The following is a 21402-nucleotide window of genomic DNA, read 5'->3' as shown; positions in this document are numbered from 1 at the left end:
CGCTGGGGAGCGTCGGCGAAATGATCGAAGCAGCCTGACCTATCGCGATATATCGTAGGACGGGAACACCGGGGAATCCCGCTCGGTTGAGCGGGATGCACAGACTTTCCAGGGGAGTGTGGCTGATGGCAGGAATGCGTACGGCACGGCGGGTCCTCGCGGGCGGCGTGGCCCTGGCGGCTGCGGGCTGGGCGTTGCGCGAGGTCCCCGCCGAGCTGGGCGTACGGCCTCTGACGTCGGGGCCGGACCGGGCGGCGCGGATGCGGCGCTCGCCGCAGTTCAGGGACGGCACGTTCTTCAACCCGATGCCGGAGCCGACCACCATGATGACGGCCCCGCCCGCCGGCCTGCTCGGCGAGCTGGCCAAGAACAAGGAGCAGCGCCGCCCCGCGGGCCCCATCCCGCTGCGCGTCCCGCCGTCCACCCCGCCGCCCGCCGACGGCCTGCGCGTGATCTGGTACGGCCACGCCTCGACGCTGGTGGAGATCGAGGGCAGGCGGGTGCTGTTCGACCCGGTGTGGAGCAAGCGGCCCTCCCCTTCGCAGTTCGTCGGCCCCAAGCGGCACCACCCGATGCCCGTCGAGCTCGGCGAGCTGCCGATGGTCGACGCCATCGCGATCTCGCACGACCACTACGACCACCTCGACCTGGCGACCGTGCGCACGCTGATCAGGACGCAGAAGGCCCCGTTCCTGGTGCCGCTGGGCATCGGGGCGCACCTGGAGCGGTGGGGCGTGCCGGCGTTCCGGATCATCGAGCTCGACTGGGAGGAGGAGGCCCAGGTGGCGGGGCTGCGTTTCGTCGCCACGGCGGCCCGGCACTTCTCCGGCCGGGCCTTCACCCGTAACGACACCCTGTGGGGATCCTGGGTGGTGGCCGGGGCGAACAAGCGGGTCTTCTACGCGGGCGACTCCGGATACTTCGAGGGCTACCGGGGCATCGGGTCGGCGCACGGGCCGTTCGACCTGACGCTGATGCCGATCGGCGCCTACAGCCCCGCCTGGCCCGACATCCACATGAACCCGGAGGAGGCCGTCAACGCCCATCTCGACCTCGGCGGGTCGCTGCTGCTCCCCGTCCACTGGGCGACCTTCACGCTGGCCCTGCACCCGTGGTCGGAGCCGGTCGAGCGGCTGTGGCGCGAGTCCAAGGCCCGCGATGTCAAGATCGTCGTCCCCCGGCCCGGCGAGGCCGTGGACACCTCCGCCGCCCAGGTGGTGGAGGGCTGGTGGGAGCTCCTCGGGTGACCCCTGCCCGCCTTCCGCGCGTCTCGCAGCCCGTACAGTCATGGCGTGAGCAACCTGGAGCTTGACCCGCAGGAGATCCGCTGCGGCGCCGAGGCGGGCGCGGACGGCGAGGCGCTGATGGGACGCGAGGTGCCGCTGGGCGGGCCTCGCGCGATGACGGTGAGCAGGACGCTGCCGGGTGTGCACCGGCGCCTGATCGGCGCATGGTGCTTCGTGGACGCCTACGGGCCGCAGCGCGCCACGATGCGGGTGCCGCCGCACCCGCACACCGGGCTGCAGACGGTGAGCTGGCTGGTCGAGGGCGAGGTGCTGCACCGCGACAGCCTGGGCAGCCTGCAGGAGATCCGCCCCGGCCAGCTCAACCTGATGACCGCCGGCCGGGGCATCTCCCATTCGGAGGAGTCGCCGGAGACGGTGCTGCACGGGGTGCAGCTGTGGGTGGCGCTGCCCGGCGAGCACCGGCAAACCGGGCCCGCGTTCGAACACCATCCGGCGCTGCCCGTGCTCGCGGGGCCCGGGTTCGAGGCGATCGTCGCCATGGGGTCGCTCGGCGGGGTCGAATCGCCCGCCACCGCGTTCAGCCCGCTGGTGGGGGCCGAGATCACGGTGGACGGCACGTGCGAGGTGCCGCTCTCGCCCGGGTTCGAGCACGGCGTGCTGCTGCTCGACGGCGCGGTCGAGCGGCTGGAGGCGGGGCCGCTGGTTTACCTGCCGCCGGGGCGCTCCGCGCTGCGGCTGTCGGGGCGCGGCCGGGTCCTGCTGATCGGCGGCGAACCCTTCGGCGAGGAGATCGTCATGTGGTGGAACTTCGTCGGCCGCTCCCACGACGAGATCGCCGCGTTCCGCAAGGACTGGATGGAGGGCGAGGGGTTCGGCGCCGTCGAGGGGTTCGACGGGGCGCCGCTCCCCGCGCCCGTCCTGCCCACCACGCGGCTGAAGCCGCGCGGCCGGGTGCGTCAGCCCTTCCGTAACGTGTAGACGACCTCGAGGTCGTCGCCCCTGGTCGGGATCTCGGCCAGGAGGCGCACCATCGTCCCGGTGAAGTCGATCACCTGCACCTGCTGCCGGCCGGAGGCGGCGTCCGGGCGCACCCAGCAGAACAGGTGATCGTCGTCGAACCAGGCGGCCAGGCCGCCGCAGGCCGACTCGATCCGCTTCACCTCGGCGCCGGTCCGGCTGTCGTACACGCAGTTGTTGCCGCTCTGCAGGCCCGGGCAGTTCGTGACGAACCGCCCGCCCGACGGCGAGAACAGCTCGTCGGCGATGCCGGCGCCCACGTTCGGGATGCGGCGGACGCGCAGGCCGCTCGCGTCGAAGAAGCGCAGGGCCTGCTGCTGGGCGTCGACCGACATGGCGACCACGCCGGTGTCGGTGTCGTCGAAGCCGTACCTGACGTTCTTCAGCGAGCTCTCCCTGAGGGAGGCGACCTTGGCCTTCCTGGTGGTCACGTCCACGATGGCGAAGCCGGTCGACTGCCAGGTGTCCTTGACGGGGTTGCCGACGTTGACCAGCACGCGGGTGCTGTCGCGGGACCAGGCCTGGAGGTACGCGCTGAGCGGCTGCCGCGAGGTCCTGACCGAGAACCGCTCGCCCGTCGTCTTGTCGGTGATCACCACGGAGTCGTAGTGGTCGGTGAAGCTCTTGCCGCGCTGGGCGAGGTAGCGGCCGTCCGGGGAGAGCATGCTCTCCCACTGGTCCCGATATTTCGTGAAACCTCCCGTCAGGGAGTCGCGGGCGTAGTACACCCAGTCCTTGGACTTGGCGTCCCTGACCATGTACGTCGTCAGCCTGACCGGGTCGTCCGGGCTCTCGTACACGGTGGCGTCGGTGTCGGGGAGCCGGACCGGGGTGAGGTTCGCGGTCGGGACGGGGGACGCGGTGGGGCTCGTCGTGGTGTTCGCCGGAACGGGTGTGGGGAGCGCCTGCGGCTTGGGCGGCAGGTTGATGACGGTCACGACGACGATGGCGATCGCCGCCACCAGCGCCACGCCCGCGATGGCGCCGCCGATCAACCAGTTCCTCCGGTTGCCGCCGGTCGGGGGTGGGGGCGGGCCGCCGTACGGGATGCCTCTGGGGGGTGTGCCTGGGTGCTGGAAGGGAGCGGGCGGCTCGAAACCCGGGCGGACGGCGGGCGGCGGCGGCTGCTCTCCGCCCAACGGCCGATACTGCCCCGGAGCCGGCGGGACCGGCGGGTGCGGCGGGGGATACGGCGGCTGGGAATATGGCGGTTGCCCGGCCCACGCCTGCGGCCCGGACCCACCGGCCCGATCACCGCCCGGCGCCCGCCACGCTGACCCCCCACCCCCCGAGCCCCCGCTTCCCACCGGCTCCGCACCGGACAGCACCCCGCCACCAGCCGAGCCGTCACCGCTACGCGGCACCTCGCCACCCGCCGAGCCCGCACCACCACGCGGCATTTCGCCACCCGCCGAGCCGGCACCACCACGCGGCATTTCGCCACCCGCCGAGCCCGCACCACCACGCGGCACCTCACCACTCGCCGAGCTGGCACCGCCAGGCGAAGCCGCCCCGCCTGCCTGCGACCACCCACCCGCCGGAGAACCGCCACCCGGCGAAGCGGCGCCGCCCACTGGCGAACCCCCACCATCCGGAGGGGCACCGGCCGCCGGAGAAGGCCCGCTCGTCGGAGGGGTCGCGCCGAAGGTGGCGGCGGCCTGGTGGAGGACGTCCGGGTTCGAGGTCGGGTGCTCCAGGAGGCGGTGGATCACCTGCTCGGCAGTCGGCCGGCGGGCGGGGTCCTTGGACAGGCAGGCCGCGACCAGATCGCGTAACGTGCCCGTCAACCGCCCCAGGTCCGGCTCGGCGTTGAGGACGCGCTGCACGGTCGCGGGCAGGTTGCCGGCCGCGAACGGCCCCGCGCCGGAGGCCGCGAAGACGATGGTGCACGCCCAGGCGAACAGGTCGGCCGCCGGCCCGGCGGGATCCCCGAGGAGCTGCTCGGGCGCCGGGAACGCCGAATCCCCCACGGGCACGGTCGTGTCGCCGGAGCTCACGTCGAGCGCCCTGGCGATGCCGAACCCGATCACCCTTGGCCCCTCGCTGCCCAGCAGCACGTTGCCGGGGTTGAAGTCGCGGTGCACGATGCCGGCCTGGTGGATGGCGGCGAGGGCGGTGGCGGTGCCGATGGCCAGCCGGTGCAGCGCGGGCCCCGTTCGCGGTCCCTCTTCACGCACCGCGCGCTCCAGAGCCGGGCCGTCCACGTACTCGCTGACGATGTACGGGCGGTCCTCGTGGACGCCGCTGTCCAGCACCTTCGCGGTGCAGAACGGCGCCACCCGCCGCGCCGCCGCCACCTCCCTGGCGAACCGCTCCGCCGCCGCCCCGTGACCCGCCAGCTCAGGCCGCAGCCATTTGACGGCCGCCTGCCTCCCCCGCTCGTCGACGCCCAGATAGACGACACCCTGAACGCCTTCTCCCAGCCGTCCCCGGATCTCGTAGCCTCCGAGACCGGAGGGATCTCCTGCTCTGAGTTCAGTTATCGGCGGCATGGCCGCATTATGAGCGGCGAATCTTGCAAACGGCTAGCATCGATCGTGAGCCTTTCTCCCGCCCGCGCGGCGGCGCAGGCGGCTCGCCCTCACGTCAGCCGCTGCGCCTTGCTCAGCAGCCGCTGCGCCACCACGACCAGCGCCAGGAACATCCCGCTCACCACCTGCTGGAACGCCGACGTCAGGCTCCCGACCTGGTTGATCAGGCTCTGGATGACGCCGAGCAGCAGCACGCCGGCCACGGTCCCGGTGATGCCGCCCGCTCCCCCGGTCAGCAACGTGCCGCCGATCACCACGGCCGCGATGGCGTCCAGTTCGAGGCCGATGCCGAGGATCGTCACCCCGGAGGAGAGCCGGGCGGCGTTCAACGCCCCAGCCAGGCCCGCGAGGAGGGCGGACATCACGTACACGTAGACCTTCGTGCGCACGACCGGGACGCCCATGAAGGCCGCCGCCTGTTCGTTGCCGCCGATGGCGTAGACGTTCTGGCCGAAGCCGGTGCGTTGCAGCAGGACCATCGCCAGCAGGGCCAGGACGATCGTGATGTGGACGGGGTACGACAGGCCGAGGAGCTCGCCCTGGCCGAGGGTGGCGAAGGCCCGATTTTTCACGAGATAGGTGGTGGCGCCCTCGTTCGAGATCGCCAGCATCAGCCCGCGCACGCCGAGCAGCCCCGCCAGGGTCACGATGAACGGCGCCATCCCCGTACGCGCGATGACCAGGCCCTGGAGCAGGCCGACCACCCCGCACACGGCCAGGGGCAGCAGCAGCGCCACGATCAGCCCGTATTGCGACCCGTACGCGGCCAGCACGCCGCCGAGCACGAACAGCGAGCCCACCGACAGGTCGATCCCGCCGCTGATGATGACGAACGTCATCCCGATCGCGATGATCGCCAGGAAGGACGAGGACACGACGACGCTGGCGGCGTTCTCCGGCGTGGCGAACGAGTCGAACGCCAGGCTGCCCACGATCACCAGCAGGCCGAGCACCATCATGGCGCCGTGCTGCTGGAGGATGCGGCTCACCTGTTCACGGTTCATCGGCGCTCCCGGGTGGCGTAGACGGCGGCCAGGATGATGACCGCCTGGACCATCTGGGTCCACGACTGCGGCAGGTTGTGCTTGATCAGCGTGGCCGACAGCAGTTGCATGAGCAGCGCGCCCATGACCGTGCTCAGCACCCTGATGCGGCCGCCGGTCAGCGGGGTGCCGCCGACCACGACCGCCGTGATCGCCGACAGCTCGATGAAGAGCCCGAGCGAGGTGGGGTCGCTGGCCTGCAGCCGGGCCGTGGCCAGCACCCCGGCCAGCGCCGCCAGCAGCCCCGAGATCACGTAGACGGTCAGGAGCACGCGTTTGACCGGCAGCCCGGACAGCTCGCTGGCCGACCGGTTGCCGCCGATCGCCACCACCTGCCGCCCGAACGTGGTCCGCCGCACCACGAACAGCACGACCACCGTCAGCGCCGCCGCGATGAGCACGATGACCGGGATCCCGGCGACCGAGCTGCTGCCGAGCGCGATCAGGTCCGGGTTGCGGAACTCGACGAGCTGCGGCACCAGGACGTTCGCCAGGCCGCGTACACCGACCAGCAGCGCCAGGGTGGCCACGATCGGCTGCACTCCGACGTACGCCACCAGCGCCCCACCCGCCGCCCCGACCACGGCGCCTCCGGCCACGGCCACGATCAGCGCGGGCAGCCAGCCGTACCCGAGATAGAGCACGACCAGCGCGGCCGCGAGCGCCATCACCGAGCCGACCGACAGGTCGATGCCCTGGGTGCCGATCACCAGCGCCATCCCGAGGGATACGATCACGATGGGGGTGACCTGGACGAGCTGGGTGCGGAAGTTCGCCGCGTCCAGGAAGTGCGGGGTGAACAGCACGTTGAACAGCAGCAGCGCCAGCACCGCCGCGTACACGCCGTAGTCCTGGACCCAGGCGAACACGCGCGGTTTGAGCACCGCGACGCGCCCCTGCACGGTGAGCTCAGCCATCGCCCCGCTCCTCGCCCGCCTGCCCCGCGGCCACCTCATTCGCGGCCGTGTGCTCCGCGATCGTCGCCATGATCCTCTCCTCGGTGACCTCGTCGCCCGACAGCTCCCCGACGACCGCGCCCTCGCGCAGCACCAGGATCCTGTCGGCGCCCTCGACCAGCTCCTCCAGATCGGAGGAGATCAGCAGCACGCCCAGCCCCTCCTCGGCCAGCTCGTCGATCAGCGCCTGCACCTCGGCCTTCGCCCCGACGTCGATGCCCCGGGTGGGCTCGTCGAGCAGCAGCACCTTGGGACGCACGGCCAGCCAGCGGGCGAGCAGCACCTTCTGCTGGTTGCCACCGGACAGCTCCGACACCAGCTGATGCGGCGACGCGGCCTTGATCCTCAGCCTCCGCATGAAGATCTCGACCACCCGGTCGATCTTCGCATCGGACACCACGCCTGCCGTACCCAGAGTGGGGAGGGCGGCCAGCGCGATGTTCTCCCGTACCGAGAGGGTCGGGATGATGCCCTCGGCCTTGCGGTCCTCGGGCAGCAGGCTCACCCCCGCCCTGATCGCCGCCTTGGTCCCCTTCCTGAGCGGCCGGCCCGCCACCAGCACCTGGCCGCCGTCGAGCGGGAGCGCGCCGACGATGGCCTTCGCGGTCTCGGTCCGCCCCGCGCCCAGCAGTCCGCCCAGCCCGACGACCTCACCGGGCGCGATGGCCACGTTCACGCCGTCGAGAACGTGACGGCGGGTGAGCCCTCGCGCCTCGACCACCGGGGCTCCCACCCCAGCGCTCATCTCGACCACGCCCGGCCCGTCGGACCCGAGCGGCGGGCCGGCCGAGGCGCCGCCGGTCACCGAAGCACCGGCACCGGGCACGCCCTCAAGCCCCGCCGGCACCGCGTGCCCTGGCGGCATCGCAGGATTAGCCGGCTTCGCAGATCCCTCCGACGACGCCGCAGGTCCTCCCGATACGACAGGCCGCTCCGGCGCCGTGATCTTCGACGGCGCAGCACGCCTCGGCGACGCCGCCGGGTCCGCCGACGGCTCCGCAGAGCCGGCCGAGACCGCGGGCCCTTCCGGCGCCGTAAGCCCCAGCGGCGGCGCAGACCGACCCAACACCGCAGGCCCCTCGTCGGCAGCCACCGATCCCTCCAGCGCATCGGACCCCACCGAAGCCGCAGCCCCCTCCACGGCCGCCGACTCCTCCAGCGCAGCGAGCCCCACCGACGCCGCCGGCCCCGGCGGGGACGGTGCGAGGCCGGTGGTGCGGTGGCGGGTGCGGGAGAAGCGGGTGAGGCCGCCCGTACGGACCTCGTTCAGGTCACGTCCCAGCATGAGCGAGATGAGCCGCAGCCGCTCCACCTCCGCGAGCGCCCCCGAGTGGGCGACCCGGCCGTCCCGCAGCACCGTCACCTGGTCGCACACCCGGTACAGCTCGTCCAGCCGGTGGCTGACGTACATGACGGCGATCCCCGCGTCCCGCAACCGCCGGATCACCCCGAACAGCGTCTCCACCTCCCGCGGCTCCAGCGAGGACGTGGGCTCGTCCATGATGACCACCCGCGCGTCCACCGAAACCGCCCTGGCCAGGGCGACCATCTGCTGGGCCCCGACGCCGAGGGTGCGCAGCGGCCGGCGGACGTCGGTCGCGACCCCGTACCCGGCGAGAACGCGTTGCGCCTCCCCGTGCATCGCGGTCGCGTCGATCACCCCGAAGCGGCCGCGCGGCTCGCGGCCGAGGAGCAGGTTGCGGGCCACGCTCATCATCGGGACGAGGTTGACCTCCTGGTAGATGGTGGAGATCCCGGCGCGCTGCGCTTCCATGGGGGTGCCGAAGACGGCGGGAGCGCCCTGGTAGCGCAGCTCACCGCCGTCCGGACGGTACACGCCGGTGAAGACCTTGATCAGCGTGGACTTGCCCGCGCCGTTCTCGCCGACGAGGGCGTGCACCTCGCCCGGGCGGAGGGCGAGGGACACGCCGTCGAGAGCGAGTACGCCGGGGAAGCGCTTGCTGACCCCCCGGGCCTCGAGAACCGGTTCCAAGTCAGTACGCCTCACCGAGGGAGTCCTTGGCGTTGCCCGTGTCGTAGTCCCGGTCGGAGATGACCACCTTGTCCGGGATGGGCTGCCCGTCGAGGAACTTCTGGGCGGTCTCGAAGGCGAGCGGCCCGAAGCGGGGGTTCGACTCGATGACCGCGTGCAGCCAGCCGTCGGCGATGCCCTGGACGGCGCTGCGGGTGCCGTCCACCGACACGATCTTGATGTTGCCGGGCTCCTTGCCCGCGCCCTTCAGCGCGGTGACGGCGCCCAGGGCCATCTCGTCGTTCTCGGCGTAGATGCCGTTGATGTCGGGGTTGGACTGGATGAGCTGCTCGGTGACCTGCTGCCCCTTCTCACGGGCGAACTCGCCGGTCTGCTCGAACGAGATCGTGATCCCGGGCGCCTTCTCCTTGACGCGGTCCTTGAAACCGTTCGTACGCTCGGTGGTGACGTTGTTGCCGGGGGCGCCGAGGAGGATGGCGACCTTGCCCTTGCCGTTCAGCGCCTCGATCATGCGGTCGGCGGCGCGCTTGCCCTGCTCGTAGAAGTCCGAGCCGATAAACGTCAGGTAGTCGCTGCACGCCTTGGCGTTGATCTTCCGGTCCACCGTGATGATCGGGATCTTCTTGGCCGCGGCCTGCTGGAGGACCGGCTCCCAGCCGTCGGAGTTCAGGGGCGCGATGACCAGGAGCCGCACGCCCTGGGCGATGAGCTGCTGCACGTCGGTGATCTGCTTGGAGAACTGCGACTGGGCGTTGGTGACCTTGAGGTTCGTGATGCCGAGTTTGGCGGCCTCGTCCTTGATCGACTTGGTCTCGGCGATGCGGAAGGGGTTGGCCTCCTTCTCCGACTGGGAGAACCCGACCGTGGCCGTCTTCAGGTCGAACTTCGTCCCGCCGAACTGATCCAGCGTGCACGTCGGCCCGGCCGAGCCGGAGGGCGACTGCACGACCTGCTGCCCCGCCGTACTCGCGGCGGCGGGCGCGCTCTGCGGCGCCTCCGCCTTGGCGCACGCGGTCGCGGTGAGGAGGACGGCCAGGGTTAATGCGGCTGTCCGGATATGGGGGGTCATGGCGTTCCTTTCCTATCAGTCCCGGCGCCCGGGCCACAGGGGCCCGGGCGACCGGCGTTCACCCGCGAGCGCCCTGTTCACGCCCCCGGTTGAGGCGGGGCTGGGCGCACGCGGTTCGAGCAGGATCTACGCACGTGGCTCCCAGCCGCGGTGTCCCACGACGGCCTTCCACGCACGGCCTTCACGCACGGCCTTCCGCGCACGGTGTTTCAAGTGCGGCGTTTCAGGTGCGGCGTGTAACGGGTGACCTGGTCCAGGTGCGGTGTTTCAGGTGCAGGTCGGGTTGATGGCGCTCGTCAGGGCCGTGTTCGCATCGTGTACGCGCTTCGCGTCCGGCTTCGTGACCGCCCGGTCGTACGTCATCAGACCGTTCAGCTCGGTCTCCACGTCGGTGGTCTGGGTGTAGATCGCGGCGCTGAGCTGCTCGCAGGCGTGCAGTCGCTCCAGCTCCTTCACCATCCCGACGTACCGCGTGGTGAGGGCCTCCGGGTCGGGTTCGACCGCGTAGCCCCAGCCGCCGCCCGACCAGGTGTGGCCGATCAGCGGCAGGCCGAGCCCGCCGTACTCGCCGAGGACGTTCGCCCGCGTCCCCGACGGCTTGCCGGGGTTGCCGGGGCCCGGGTAGATGTGGAAGTCCTTGACGTCGCCGTTGCCGCCGTCGACCGCGCCGCAGCAGTTGATCCCGCTCATGTTGTTCACCAGGCGCGAGGGGTCCCAGCTCTTGACCAGATCGGCGATGCGCGCCTGGTCGTACTGGCCCCAGCCCTCGTTGAACGGCACCCACATGATGATCGACGGGCTGCTGCGGTGCTGGTCGACGAGCTCGCGCAGTTCGGCCTCGTACTGGGGTCTGTCATTTGTACGGAACGCCGCCGGCATGTCCTGCCAGACCAGCAGGCCGAGCTTGTCGGCGTGGTAGTACCAGCGGTCGGACTCGACCTTGACGTGCTTGCGGACGGCGTTGAAGCCGAGTGCCTTGGTCTGCTCCAGGTCGTACCGCAGCGCCTCGTCGGTCGGCGGGGTGTAGATGCCGTCCGGCCAGAAGCCCTGGTCGAGCGGGCCGAGCTGGAAGACGGGCTGTCCGTTCAGCAGGATGCGGTTGCCGGAGACCGCGATGGAGCGCATCCCGAAGTAGGACTCGACCTTGTCGTCCTTGAGTTTGACCTCCAGGTCGTACAGGTGCGGGTTGTCGGGGGTCCAGAGCTTGGGGTTGGGCACCGGGAGTCTGAGCTCGCTGCCCACCTGGCCGGTCACCTTGCCCACGACGCGGCGGCCGTCCCTGGCGATGACCGTCGCCTTGCCGCCGGTTCCCTGGACGGTCACGTAGAGCGCCTGGCCGCGCAGGTCGGGCACGGTGTCGACGCGGTCGATGCGCTGCTTGGCGACCGGCTCGATCCAGACGGTCTGCCAGATGCCGGAGTTCGCGGTGTACCAGATGCCGCTCGGGTCGAGCCGCTGCTTGCCGATGGCCTGGGTGCCGGCGTCGGTCGGGTCGTACACGCCGACGATCAGCTCCTGCGGGCCGCTGTGCCTGAGCGCGTCGGTCACGTCCGCGGTGATCCGGCCGTAGCCGCCCTTGTGGGTGGTGACCTGCTTGCCGTTCACGTACACCGTGGACTGCCAGTCCACCGCGTCGAGGTGCAGCAGCAGCCGCTCGCCGCGCCACGAGCGGGGCACGTCGAACGTCCTGCGGTACCACATGCGCTCCTCGTGGCGGCCGATGCCGGACAGCTGCGACTCCACCGGGTACGGCACGACGATGCGCTCGGGCAGGTCGCGGCCGACGGGCGCGGCCTCGTCCGCCTTGGCGGGGGCGAACTGCCACTTGCCGTTGAGGCTGCGCCAGCGGTCCCGGACGAGCTGGGGCCGGGGGTACTCGGGCAGCGGGGCGGCCGGGTTGACGTCGTCGGACCACTTCGTCCGCAGGATGTAGGCGGAGCCGTTGGTGACGTAGGCGTACGGGAAGGCTTCGACCGCGCTGCCGTCGGCGTAGGTGAGGCCGCCGGCGCCGTCGTAGGCGGCGCGGACGCTGCTGCCGGCCTTGGACGGGATCGGATATTTGAGCTTCAGCTCCACCGTTTGCGGATTTTTCAGGGTTGCTGAGCTTGTGGGCCACTTGGTGCCTGCGACCGTGACGTCCAGCTTGCTGAGGACGTCCGCCGGCAGCGCTCCCAGAGGCTTGGCGAACGTCAGCGCCGCGACGTCACCGGCCGCGTTCACCCTGGCGTCGGACGGCCCGGGCGGCGCGAACCCCTCGGGCAGCGTGAACGCCTCCGCCGGCACGATCTGCTTCGGCTGGCTCGGGCTCTGCCAGCGCAGCCGCAGGTTCGCGCCGCCGAAGTGCTCGAAGTACTCGACCTTGACGTCGTACTTCTTGCCCGCCTCCAGGGCGATCGGGGTGCCGGTCTGCTCCCGGTCCCAGTCGTCCACCCAGTGGTCGATGATCGGCTTGCCGTCCACCCAGAGCCGGAAGCCGTTGTCGCCGATGATGGAGAAGGTGTACGTCTCGGAGTACTTGGGCTGGATCTGCCCCGTCCACCGTACGGAGACGTCATCCTCCCTGCCGGTCAGCAGCCTGAACGTCGGATTCAGGTCTGTCAGCTCCAGGTTGGGGTCGACGACGCTGGCCTTCAGCTCGGCGAAGTCGAACTTCCCCGCCCCGGAGGCGAGGTAGTAGTCACCGCGCAGCCCGTTCGGGGCGGCGGCGGCCTGGTCGGGAGCCGCGGCGGTGGCGGGGAGCGACGGCTGCCATAACAGTGACATCAGTACGGCCAGCGGGAACGCGAGGCGCTTGCGCACGGGGGGTCCTTTCGAAACACGCCGATCAGGTTCGGACAGCTTTTGACCCTGACACGCTCTCAAGTAAGCACCGACGGGCCGAGCCGGTCAAGATTTCCGATCAAATTCGTTCTCATACGATCAGAGGTGAACTCATCTTGGCCTGTCCACTATGATCGGGACGTGAGCGACACGCAGAGCGACGGACGCAGACCCGTGTTCGCCGCTGAGCGCCGGCAGCGCATCCTGGAGCTGGTGCGCGCCAACGGCGCGGTGTCGCTGCGCGAGCTCGCCCAGGCCGTGCACTCCTCCGAGGTCACCGTCCGCCGCGACCTGCGCGCGCTGGAGTCGGAGGGCCTGCTCAACCGCCACCATGGCGGCGCCACCCTGCCGGGCGAGCTGTCGCGCGAGGCCGGATACACCCACAAGGTGTCACTCGAGTCCGCCGAGAAGGCCGCCATCGCCGACCTGGCCGCCGCCCTCGTCGAGGACGGCGACGCGATCGTGATCGGGCCCGGCACGACCACGCAGGAGTTCGCCCGCCGCCTGACCAGGCACTCCGAGCTGGCCGTGGTGACCAACTCCCTGCTGGTCGCCCAAGTGCTGGCCGGGTCGCCGCGGGTGGAGGTGATGCTCACCGGCGGCACGCTGCGCGGCACGATCCTGGCCCTGGTGGGCAGCGCCGCCGAGCACTCGCTGGCGGGGCTGCGGGTGCGCCGGGCGTTCATCTCGGGCAACGGCCTGACGGCCGAGCGCGGCCTGTCAACGCCCAACATGCAGGTGGCGGGCGTCGACCGAGCGCTGGCGACGGCTGCGGAGGAGGTCGTGGTGCTGGCCGACCACACCAAGATCGGCGTGGACACGATGGTCCAGACGGTGCCGCCGGACCGGATCGACCACCTGGTCACGGACGACACGGCGCCCCGGGACGTACTCGACGACCTGAGCGCCCGCGGCGTCCGCCTCCACGTCGCCCAATTCTGACCCCTCCGGCCGACCGAAGCGGCCCGGCGTCGCACAGTTCCGGCCCGCTCCGGCTGGCCGAAGTTGCCGCGCGTCGCACAGTTCCGGCCCGCTCCAGCTGACCGAAGTTGCCGCGCGTCGCACAGTTCCGGCCCGCTCCGGCTGGCCGGAGTGGCCCGGCGTCGCCCGTACACGGCTCCGGACTGGCCCCGGGGGGTGGCATGCACGGGCAAAGGCTCAGCACGGAACAGACGCGGCGACCACGGCCGGGCGAACGGTCGCAACCGGCATGGGCGCAGACGGGAGCGGGCGCGAGCGCGAGCGCGGGAGCCGCACGCAGGCATGCAGGCGCGGGAGGCGAGGGTGTGCGCGGCGAGTGATGGTGCCGGCGGGTAACAGGGCGTGGGGGCACCGGCCGACGAGGACGGACAGCTGGCCGGCGAGGTAACCGAGCGCTGGGGCGGGCGGGGTGATCGAGCATCGGGGATGTGAGCGAGCTGGTGCAGGGCGGTGGAGGTGGCGTGGGGTGAAGGTCGAAGCGCGTCCGGCTGTAGCCCTGATCACCCTCGGCGTCAGTGGCCGGCCTGCCTCGGGCTTCCACCCAAGACCGCAATTACGCCGACCGGGAGTTCCTGATCGCTCGGAGCTCCTCGTTCGCTGATCGCGCCAGAGCACCTGGTTGTCGGCCTGATCGGATAGAAACTATACCGGTCGGCCGGTATAGTTTCCTTCATGCCGCGACACAGCTCGAAAGAACGACTGCTCGACGCCGCCGCCGAGGTGTTGCTGTCCGAGGGGGCCGAGGCCCTGACTCTGGAAGCAGTGGCTCGGCGGGCAGGGGTGTCCAAGGGGGGCTTGTTCTACCACTTCCCCACCAAGCAGGCGCTGGTCGCCGCCATGGTCGACCGCCTGACCAACGCTTTCGACCAAGCGCTGGCCGAGACCGGTGCCGAGCCGGGTGACTTTCTGCGTGCTTACCTGAACGCGACGATCCCCGAACACCACACCGCGCCCAACGCCCCGGCCGACCGGGTGACCGCCGCGTTGCTGGCCGGGGTGCTCGTGGATCCGGCAGGGCTTGCCCCGCTGCGAGAGCGGTTCGCCGCCTGGCAGGCCCGGTTGACCGACGACGGCATCGACCCGGCCGCGGCGACGGCGGTACGGCTGGCCATCGACGGCTGGTGGGCGGCCAGGCTGCTCGGGCTCGGCGAACCAGACGCGGCACTGCACGAACGGACCAGGCGTTACCTGATGGAGGAGATCGACCGTGCTACGCGTCACTAAGGCGTTGATGCTGCTCACGGATCTGGCGTTCGTCGGCTACTTCACCATCACCGGGCTGGGGCTGATCCCGCTCGAATGGGCGTTCGCCGACTACACCAACCCGCTGATGGCCGATTGGAACTGGTCGTTTCTCTGGATCGACCTGCTGGCCAGTGCCACCGGCCTGGCCAGCCTGCACCTCCTGCGCCGAGGCTCGCCGTCCGGGCCGGGACTGATGCTGGTCTCGCTCGTGCTGACCATGGCCTCCGGTTTGATGGCGATCGCGTTCTGGACACTGCGCGGTGACTTCTCGCTGGTCTGGTGGCTGCCGAACCTCTACCTCATGCTCTTCCCGGTCCCGGCGATCGTCTGTCTCACGCGGTCGCGACCCAGCTTCACCGCTTCCTAGCAGGTAACCGCTCGGGGCTCGACCTCAGGGAGCTCCGGGTGAGCGTGACGGGTTGCGCTCGTTTCTGATCGAATGCGACAAGGCCGTTACTGTAATGTTTCCTTCCTCGACCACCATCGAGGCGGAGGCAACCGTGCTACAGGTGGCAGGCGTTCTCAAGACGTTCCAGGGTGTCACCGCCCTCGACCACGTCACCCTGTCCGTACGCCCCGGCGAGGTGCATGCGCTGATCGGCGGCAACGGGGCGGGCAAGTCGACCCTGGTGAAGGTGCTCTCCGGGGTCCATCAGCCGGACGCGGGCGAGCTGCGCCTCATGGGTGAGCCGGTCAGGTTCGCCAGCCCGGCCGACGCCAAGCGGGCCGGGATCGCCACCGTCCACCAGGAGACGAACCTCGTACCGACCATGAGCGTCGCCCGTAACCTCCTCCTGGGCAGGGAGCCCAGGGGGCGGCTCGGGCTGATCGACTCCGCGGCCGTGCACGCCCAGGCCGAGCGGGTGCTGGCCGCGTACGGGCTGGAGGTGGACGTGCGCCGGCCGCTCGGCGCGCTGGGCGAGGGCGCGCGCCAGCTCGTCGCGCTGGCCAGGGCCGCCTCGGCGGACGCTCGGGTGGTCATCATGGACGAGCCCACGTCGGCGCTGGCGCAGGGCGAGCTGGAGACGCTGTTCGGGGCTGTGCGGCGGCTGCGCGAGGAGGGCCGGTCGGTCGTGTACGTCACGCACCGGCTGGAGGAGCTGTACGGGATCTGCGACCGGGTCACGGTGCTGCGCGAAGGGCGGGTCGTGCACACGGGACCGCTGGCGGGGCTCGACCGGTTACGACTGGTCTCGCTCATGCTGGGACGGCCGTTCCACCCCGTGGAGCCCGCCCAGCACACCGGCGAGCCGGCCGAGTCCGCCGACCTGCCGGTGCTCGAGGCCAAGGGCCTGACCCGTCACCACGTACTGGACGGGGTGTCGCTCGCGATGCGGGCGGGCGAGGTGGTCGGCCTGGGCGGGCTGCTCGGCGCGGGGCGCAGCGAGACGGCCCGGGCCATCGCGGGTGTGCTGCCGGTGGACGCGGGCCAGGTGACGGTGGCGGGGGCACGTTCCCGCAAGTGGTCGATCAGGAACGCCATCCGCGCCGGCGTCGGCCTGGTGCCGGAGAACCGGAAGACCGAGGGCATCGTGCCCACGCTGTCGGTGCGCGACAACATCGCGCTGGCGGCCCTGCCCCGGCTGTCGCGGGCGGGGATCGTGTCGGACGCGCGGGTGGACAGCATCGTGGCGACGTTCATGAAGCGGCTCGGGATCAAGGCCGTCTCCCCACGGCAGCCCGCCGGGGAGCTGTCGGGCGGGAACCAGCAGAAGGTGCTGCTGGCGCGCTGGCTGGCCATGCACCCCAAGGTGCTGCTGCTGGACGAGCCCACCCGGGGCGTGGACGTGGCGACGAAAGTGGAGATGCAAGGGCTGCTGGACGAGCTGGCGGTGGACGGGCTGGCGATCCTGCTGATCTCGTCGGACGTGAGCGAGCTGGTGGAGAACTGCGACAGCGTGGTCGTGCTGCGCGACGGGGCGATCACCGATCAGCTGGTCGGGCCGGAGGTCACGGAAGACCGGCTGCTGGCGGCCCTGGCCAAGGACGCCGACGATGCCAACGCCGCCGAAGCCGCCGAAGCCTAGCCCGGGTTGGGAGAGCGACGGGCCGGGCTTGGCCCCCAACCTGCGAAGGTCCAGGGTGGGAGGGCCAGGCGGTGAGGGCCGGGAGGCGGAGTGGTCGGGTCAGACGCTGAAGGGGGGCGACGTGGGAGGTCAGGCGCTGGAGTGGGCGGCGTGGGAGGTCAGACGCTGAGCGCAGGCGGGGCGAGAGGGTCATGCCCTGAGCGCCGGGGCAAAGCAGGAGGTCCGGCCCTGAGCGCCGGGGCAAAAGCAGGAGGTCAGGCCCTGAGCGCGGGCGAAGCGCGAGGGCCAGGCGCTGAGGGCGGGTGAGGCCGGCGGGTCAGGCGCTGACAGCGGGGTGAGGCGGAGCCGGGCAGGCGCTGAGGCCGACGGGGCTGGAGGGGCAGGGCGTAGGTTCGTTCTTGCGGTGATTGCCGCCCGCGTTCGAGTTCGGCGCCGTCGCGGCTGACGGTGAACCCTTTAATAGACCGAAATATGGGGATGGTCGTAGTGGTTCGCGGTCGTGCCGCCCCGGTCCGACATCGTGCGCCAGGAGCCGGTTCTGGCGTGCCAGATCCGCTGCCGGTAGATGATGTACATGATCCCCAGCCGCTTCGAGTTCTTGATCGCCCACTCCGCGATCTCGTTGCCGCGCGCGACCTCCGCCCCCGACGGCATCGCGCCGCCGCGGCTCAGCATGAAGTCGCAGGCACGCCCGAGCGGATGCTCGCCGCCGTCCTGGATCGCCCGGTAACACCCGATCCCGTTCGGGACGCCGAACCGCTCCTTGATGAGCTGCCTGACCAGCCGCATCCGGGGCGTGATGTTGTCGGCCCCGCCGGGCAGCTGGGGCACCCACGTGCCGTCCGGCCGCCGCACGCCCGGCCCGATGTACAGCTGGTCGATCTTCTCCTTGATCCGGTCGATCTGCTTCTCGGCCTTCTTCTTGCGCTTCTCCAGCTCGTCCACCGTCTGGGTGAGCTCCTTGGCGCGCGCGTCGGCCTCGTCCTTGGCCTGCTGGTGGGTGTCCCGCACCTGGGCGTAGCCGCGCAGGCGGCTCTGCTGGAGCGTGACGAGGTGCTGGTTGAGCGCCATCCGGTTGAGCAGGGACGTGGGGTCCCGGTCGGAGGTGAGCATGGCGATCTGGCCGGAGTCCCCGCTGATGTACTGGGCGACGGCCATGGCGCGGAGCTCGGCGGACTCGCGGTCGTAGACCGCCTGGGCCGCGGCCAGCTTCTCCCGTGCCGACTTTTCCGATTTCTCGGCTTTTTGCTGGGCGATTCTGCTGCTGTAGTAGTCGGTGATGAGCTTGTCCGACTCTTTCTGGAGCGCGGCGAGCTCCTTCTTGAGCTGCTTCACCGTGGGCTTGGGCGCGGCCTGCGCCGGAGCGCCCGTCGTCAGCAACGCCACGGCGAGCGTCGCCGCGGAGATCGTACGGACCAGTCCGCGGAGCCGGTCGGCGCGGGACGCAACCGCCACACTTCTCCTCACCCCAAGCCGCAGGGCAGGTTCCGGTCAGCAGTTATCCAGGCCGGGGGACGCCCTCTATCCGACTGCTGATAGTAGGGGATCATCCTGCTCCGCACACAACTCACAACTTTTCGGTATCGCGCGGCCGTCGTACCCTCCGCGCCACGATCTGCCGTCCGACCAGCACCGAGCCGGGCACGACCACCATCCCCAGGAGGCTCGACCCCAGGCCGAGGCCGATGTCGGCGTCCAGCAGCCCGTCACCGTCGCCGCCGCCGAGGATCGGCAGGTTCACCGACACCTTGACGGAGACGGAGATGAGCGGCTCCCGGTTCCTGGTCGCGGGCGGCGTGCCGGGATCGGGCGCGCTCGTGGCCGGGGGCCGGGTGGCGGGCGGATCGGTGTCCGGCGGCCTGGTCGCCGGGGGTCTCGTGGCCGGGGGTTCGCCGGTGGGCGGCCGCGTGGTGGGCCGCCCAGTCGGCCGCTCGGTGGGCCGCCCGGTCGGCCGCTCCGTCGGGCGCTCCGTCGGGCGCTCCGTCGGGCGCTCCGTCGGGCGGGTGGAGCGCGTCGGCTCCCGTGTCGGCTCACCCGTGGTGGGCCTGCCGGTCGGCTCCCGGGTAGCGGCGGGAGGCGGTGAGCCGGGAGGAGCCGTCGGCTGACCGGCGTACGTGGCGGGCGGCGTCCCCGTGGTCGGCAAGCTCGGCGGCGCGGAGGTCGGCGAGGCGGGCGCCGGGGTCCGCGACGGCCCGGGCTCGGCGGACGCGGGGGGCGGCGGCGCGGCGGACGTGGCGGGCGGCAGCGCGACGCCCGTCCCCGGCCGCGGCCCCGGCGAGTCGCCCAGGATCACGAACGCCGACACGACCGCGGCGGCCGTCGCCAGCACCAGCCCGCCCGTCACCGCGAACTTGGCCGCCGGCGCCAGCGTGCTCTGCACCACGCTGGTGGTGCTCTCGGCAACCGGTTGCGGCTTCGGTAACAGCGCGGCCAGCGGCAGGGTCAGGAGGCCGAGCCCGGCCCGCCCGCGCGTCTCCCATTCCTCGCCGTACGCGGCGAGCGCGACCTCCTCCAGCTCGGCCAGGAACGCCTCCGCCGACGAGGGCCGCCCGGCCGGGTCCTTGGCCAGGCCGTGTTCGAGCAGCGGCCGCAGCGGCTCCTCCACCTCCCCGAGCTGGGGCAGGATGTGCTGGTGCTGGTAGGCGAGCGCGGCCACGTTCTCGCCCTGGAAGGCGCGGTGGCCGGTCAGGCACTCGAAGAACACCAGCGTGGCGGCGTACACGTCGGTCGCGGGGCCGGCCGGCCCGTCGTCCCACTGCTCGGGCGCCATGTACGGAGGCGTCCCGACGAGCGCGGCCGTCTCCCCGAAGTGGGCCGCCACGCCGAAGTCGACGAGCTTGCTCTCGCCGTCCTGGGTGATGATGACGTTCTCGGGTTTGAAGTCCCGGTGGACGACGCCGCGCCGGTGCGCCTCGGCCAGCCCGAGCAGCGCGCCCTTCAGCACCGCGAGCGCCGCCTCAGGCCCCGTCGCGCCCTCGTGCTCCAGCAGCCGCCGCAGCGTGACGCCGTCGACCAGCTCCATCACGATGACGGCGTCGTCCTGGCCCTCGACGTATTCGAGCAGGCGGGCGGTGTGCGGGCTGTCGATCTCGCGGATGACCTCGGCCTCCGCCCGGAACCGCTCGACGAACTCGGCGTCCGCGCGCAGCGGCTCTGACAGGTGTTTGACCGCGACGGCCAGCCCGTCTGAGTCCCGTACGGCGAGCATCACCCGGCCCGTCCCGCCGTGTCCGAGTTCCCGGATCTCGGTGTAGCCGGGAACTTCCATGAGGGACCTCCTGACCAGATAAAGATCCTTATGTCGGGACGCTAACCTGGGTCACACGCCGTGTCGAGTCCCTTCGCGGGAGTAACCGGACCGCTGCCGCAATCGGTATCTTTACTACCCCGCATAGTAGGTCGGTCAGGCGGCCTGCCGCGCCAGGTATCCGTGGACGTTGCGCGCGGCCGTGCGTCCGGCGCGGTTGGCGCCGATGGTGCTGGCCGAGGGACCGTATCCGACGAGTTGCAGGGCCGGCTCCCTGGCGGCCTGGGTGCCGTCCACCTTGATCCCGCCGCCCGGCTCCCTGAGCCGCAGCGGCGCGAGGTGGTCGAGGGCCGAGCGGAAGCCGGTGGCCCAGATGATCGTGTCCACCTCCAGGTGGAGGCCGTCAGACCAGGTGACGCCGTGCTCGGTGACGCGCCGGAACATGGGCAGGCGTTCCAGCGCGCCCTTGGCCAGGGCCTCGCGTACGACCGTGCTGTAGCCGAGGCCGGTGACGCCCACCACGCTCTGCGGCGGGAGCCCGGCACGCACGCGCGCCTCGACCAGCGCGACGGCCTCGCGCCTGGCGTTCTCGCCGAAGTCGTCGTCCCGGAACACCGGCGGCCGCCGCGTCACCCAGGCCGTGGTGGCGGCGACCCCGGCGATCTCCGACAGCACGTGCATCGCCGACGCCCCGCCGCCCACCACGATCACGCGCCGCCCCGCGAACTCCTCCGGCCCCCGGTAGCCCGCGTAATGGAGCTGGCGGCCCGCGAAGTCCGGGGCGCCGGGGTAGTAGGGCCAGTGGGGCCGGGTCCAGGTGCCCGTCGCGTTGATCACGGCGCGGGCCGACCACTCCCCCGCGTCCGTGCCGATCACGAGCCGGCCGTCCGCGCCGTGCCGGACGGAGGCGACCCGCACCGGCCGTACGACGTCCAGCCCCAGCTCCTCCTCGTAGGCCGCGTAATACGCGGGGACCACCTCGGCGGCGGGACGGCGCCCGTCCACGCCCGGCGGACGGGCGATGCCGGGCAGGTCGAAGATCCCGTGCACCTTGTCCATGGTCAGCGACGGCGACCGGTGACGCCACGCCCCTCCCGCCCCGCCGGCCGCGTCCAGGACGACCGGCTCGAACCCGAACCGGCGCAGGAAGTACGCGCTGGACAGGCCCGCCTGCCCGGCGCCGATCAACACCACCTCGGTCTCTTCCACGATCAAGTGAAACCGCC

At 71.5% G+C, this 21402-nt stretch carries 15 protein-coding genes; 6 read left to right on the top strand and 9 right to left on the bottom strand.

Annotated elements, in window-relative coordinates:
* Nucleotides 1-125: 125 nt before the first annotated feature.
* The gene (locus tag H4W80_RS00375; protein ID WP_192783205.1) at nt 126-1247 is read left to right on the top strand and encodes an MBL fold metallo-hydrolase; all 1122 of its coding nucleotides are present in this window, start codon (nt 126-128) and stop codon (nt 1245-1247) included.
* A gap of 45 nt (nt 1248-1292) precedes the next feature.
* On the top strand, nt 1293-2225 hold the full coding sequence (locus H4W80_RS00370) for a pirin family protein (protein WP_192783204.1): 933 nt from the start codon (nt 1293-1295) through the stop codon (nt 2223-2225).
* Here H4W80_RS00370 and H4W80_RS00365 read toward each other — a convergent pair.
* The 6 genes from H4W80_RS00365 to H4W80_RS00335 all read right to left on the bottom strand — a co-directional run bounded on the left by H4W80_RS00365 (nt 2204) and on the right by H4W80_RS00335 (nt 12655).
* Nucleotides 2204-4756, bottom strand: a complete 2553-nt coding sequence (locus H4W80_RS00365) for a serine/threonine protein kinase (protein ID WP_192783203.1) — start codon at nt 4754-4756, stop codon at nt 2204-2206. The genes H4W80_RS00370 and H4W80_RS00365 overlap by 22 nt on opposite strands.
* Before the next feature lie 89 nt (nt 4757-4845).
* Nucleotides 4846-5799: an ABC transporter permease gene (locus tag H4W80_RS00360; RefSeq protein WP_192783202.1), complete on the bottom strand. Its 954-nt coding sequence runs from the start codon at nt 5797-5799 to the stop codon at nt 4846-4848.
* Nucleotides 5796-6755, bottom strand: coding sequence for an ABC transporter permease (locus H4W80_RS00355; protein WP_192783201.1), 960 nt, complete (start codon nt 6753-6755; stop codon nt 5796-5798). The genes H4W80_RS00360 and H4W80_RS00355 overlap by 4 nt, the downstream gene beginning before the upstream one ends.
* Nucleotides 6748-8787: a sugar ABC transporter ATP-binding protein gene (locus H4W80_RS59950; RefSeq protein ID WP_225963161.1), complete on the bottom strand. Its 2040-nt coding sequence runs from the start codon at nt 8785-8787 to the stop codon at nt 6748-6750. Before H4W80_RS59950 ends, H4W80_RS00355 begins: the two co-directional genes overlap by 8 nt.
* A gap of 1 nt (nt 8788) precedes the next feature.
* On the bottom strand, nt 8789-9856 hold the full coding sequence (locus tag H4W80_RS00340) for an ABC transporter substrate-binding protein (RefSeq protein ID WP_192783200.1): 1068 nt from the start codon (nt 9854-9856) through the stop codon (nt 8789-8791).
* Between the two features lie 267 nt (nt 9857-10123).
* A complete protein-coding gene (locus H4W80_RS00335) occupies nt 10124-12655 on the bottom strand; it encodes a PA14 domain-containing protein (RefSeq protein ID WP_318786635.1) in 2532 nt (843 codons plus the stop codon).
* A gap of 162 nt (nt 12656-12817) precedes the next feature.
* On the opposite strand from H4W80_RS00335, the gene H4W80_RS00330 reads away from it, so the two are divergent.
* From H4W80_RS00330 to H4W80_RS00315, 4 genes are all read left to right on the top strand, one after another.
* Nucleotides 12818-13618, top strand: coding sequence for a DeoR/GlpR family DNA-binding transcription regulator (locus tag H4W80_RS00330; RefSeq protein ID WP_318786634.1), 801 nt, complete (start codon nt 12818-12820; stop codon nt 13616-13618).
* Between the two features lie 711 nt (nt 13619-14329).
* Nucleotides 14330-14881, top strand: a complete 552-nt coding sequence (locus H4W80_RS00325) for a TetR/AcrR family transcriptional regulator (RefSeq protein WP_192783199.1) — start codon at nt 14330-14332, stop codon at nt 14879-14881.
* Nucleotides 14865-15269 carry a DUF5360 family protein gene (locus tag H4W80_RS00320; protein ID WP_318786633.1) on the top strand — a complete coding sequence of 135 codons (405 nt, stop codon included), beginning with the start codon at nt 14865-14867 and terminating at the stop codon, nt 15267-15269. The genes H4W80_RS00325 and H4W80_RS00320 overlap by 17 nt, the downstream gene beginning before the upstream one ends.
* A 142-nt stretch (nt 15270-15411) precedes the next feature.
* Nucleotides 15412-16929 (top strand): sugar ABC transporter ATP-binding protein, encoded by a 1518-nt coding sequence (locus H4W80_RS00315; protein WP_318786632.1) that lies wholly within the window; start codon nt 15412-15414, stop codon nt 16927-16929.
* A 456-nt stretch (nt 16930-17385) separates the two neighbouring features.
* Here the strand turns inward: H4W80_RS00315 and H4W80_RS00310 are convergent, their stop codons facing one another.
* The 3 genes from H4W80_RS00310 to H4W80_RS00300 form a co-directional block, all read right to left on the bottom strand.
* Nucleotides 17386-18384: a coiled-coil domain-containing protein gene (locus H4W80_RS00310; RefSeq protein ID WP_318786631.1), complete on the bottom strand. Its 999-nt coding sequence runs from the start codon at nt 18382-18384 to the stop codon at nt 17386-17388.
* A 112-nt stretch (nt 18385-18496) separates the two neighbouring features.
* Complete coding sequence (locus H4W80_RS00305) at nt 18497-20197, bottom strand: serine/threonine-protein kinase (protein WP_192783197.1); 1701 nt, start codon at nt 20195-20197, stop codon at nt 18497-18499.
* Between the two features lie 135 nt (nt 20198-20332).
* A complete protein-coding gene (locus tag H4W80_RS00300; protein ID WP_192783196.1) occupies nt 20333-21385 on the bottom strand; it encodes an NAD(P)-binding domain-containing protein in 1053 nt (350 codons plus the stop codon).
* Nucleotides 21386-21402 lie beyond the last annotated feature (17 nt).

It is taken from the genome of Nonomuraea angiospora, assembly GCF_014873145.1.
GTDB lineage: Bacteria > Actinomycetota > Actinomycetes > Streptosporangiales > Streptosporangiaceae > Nonomuraea > Nonomuraea angiospora.
This window is presented reverse-complemented; position numbering and strand designations above follow the sequence as displayed.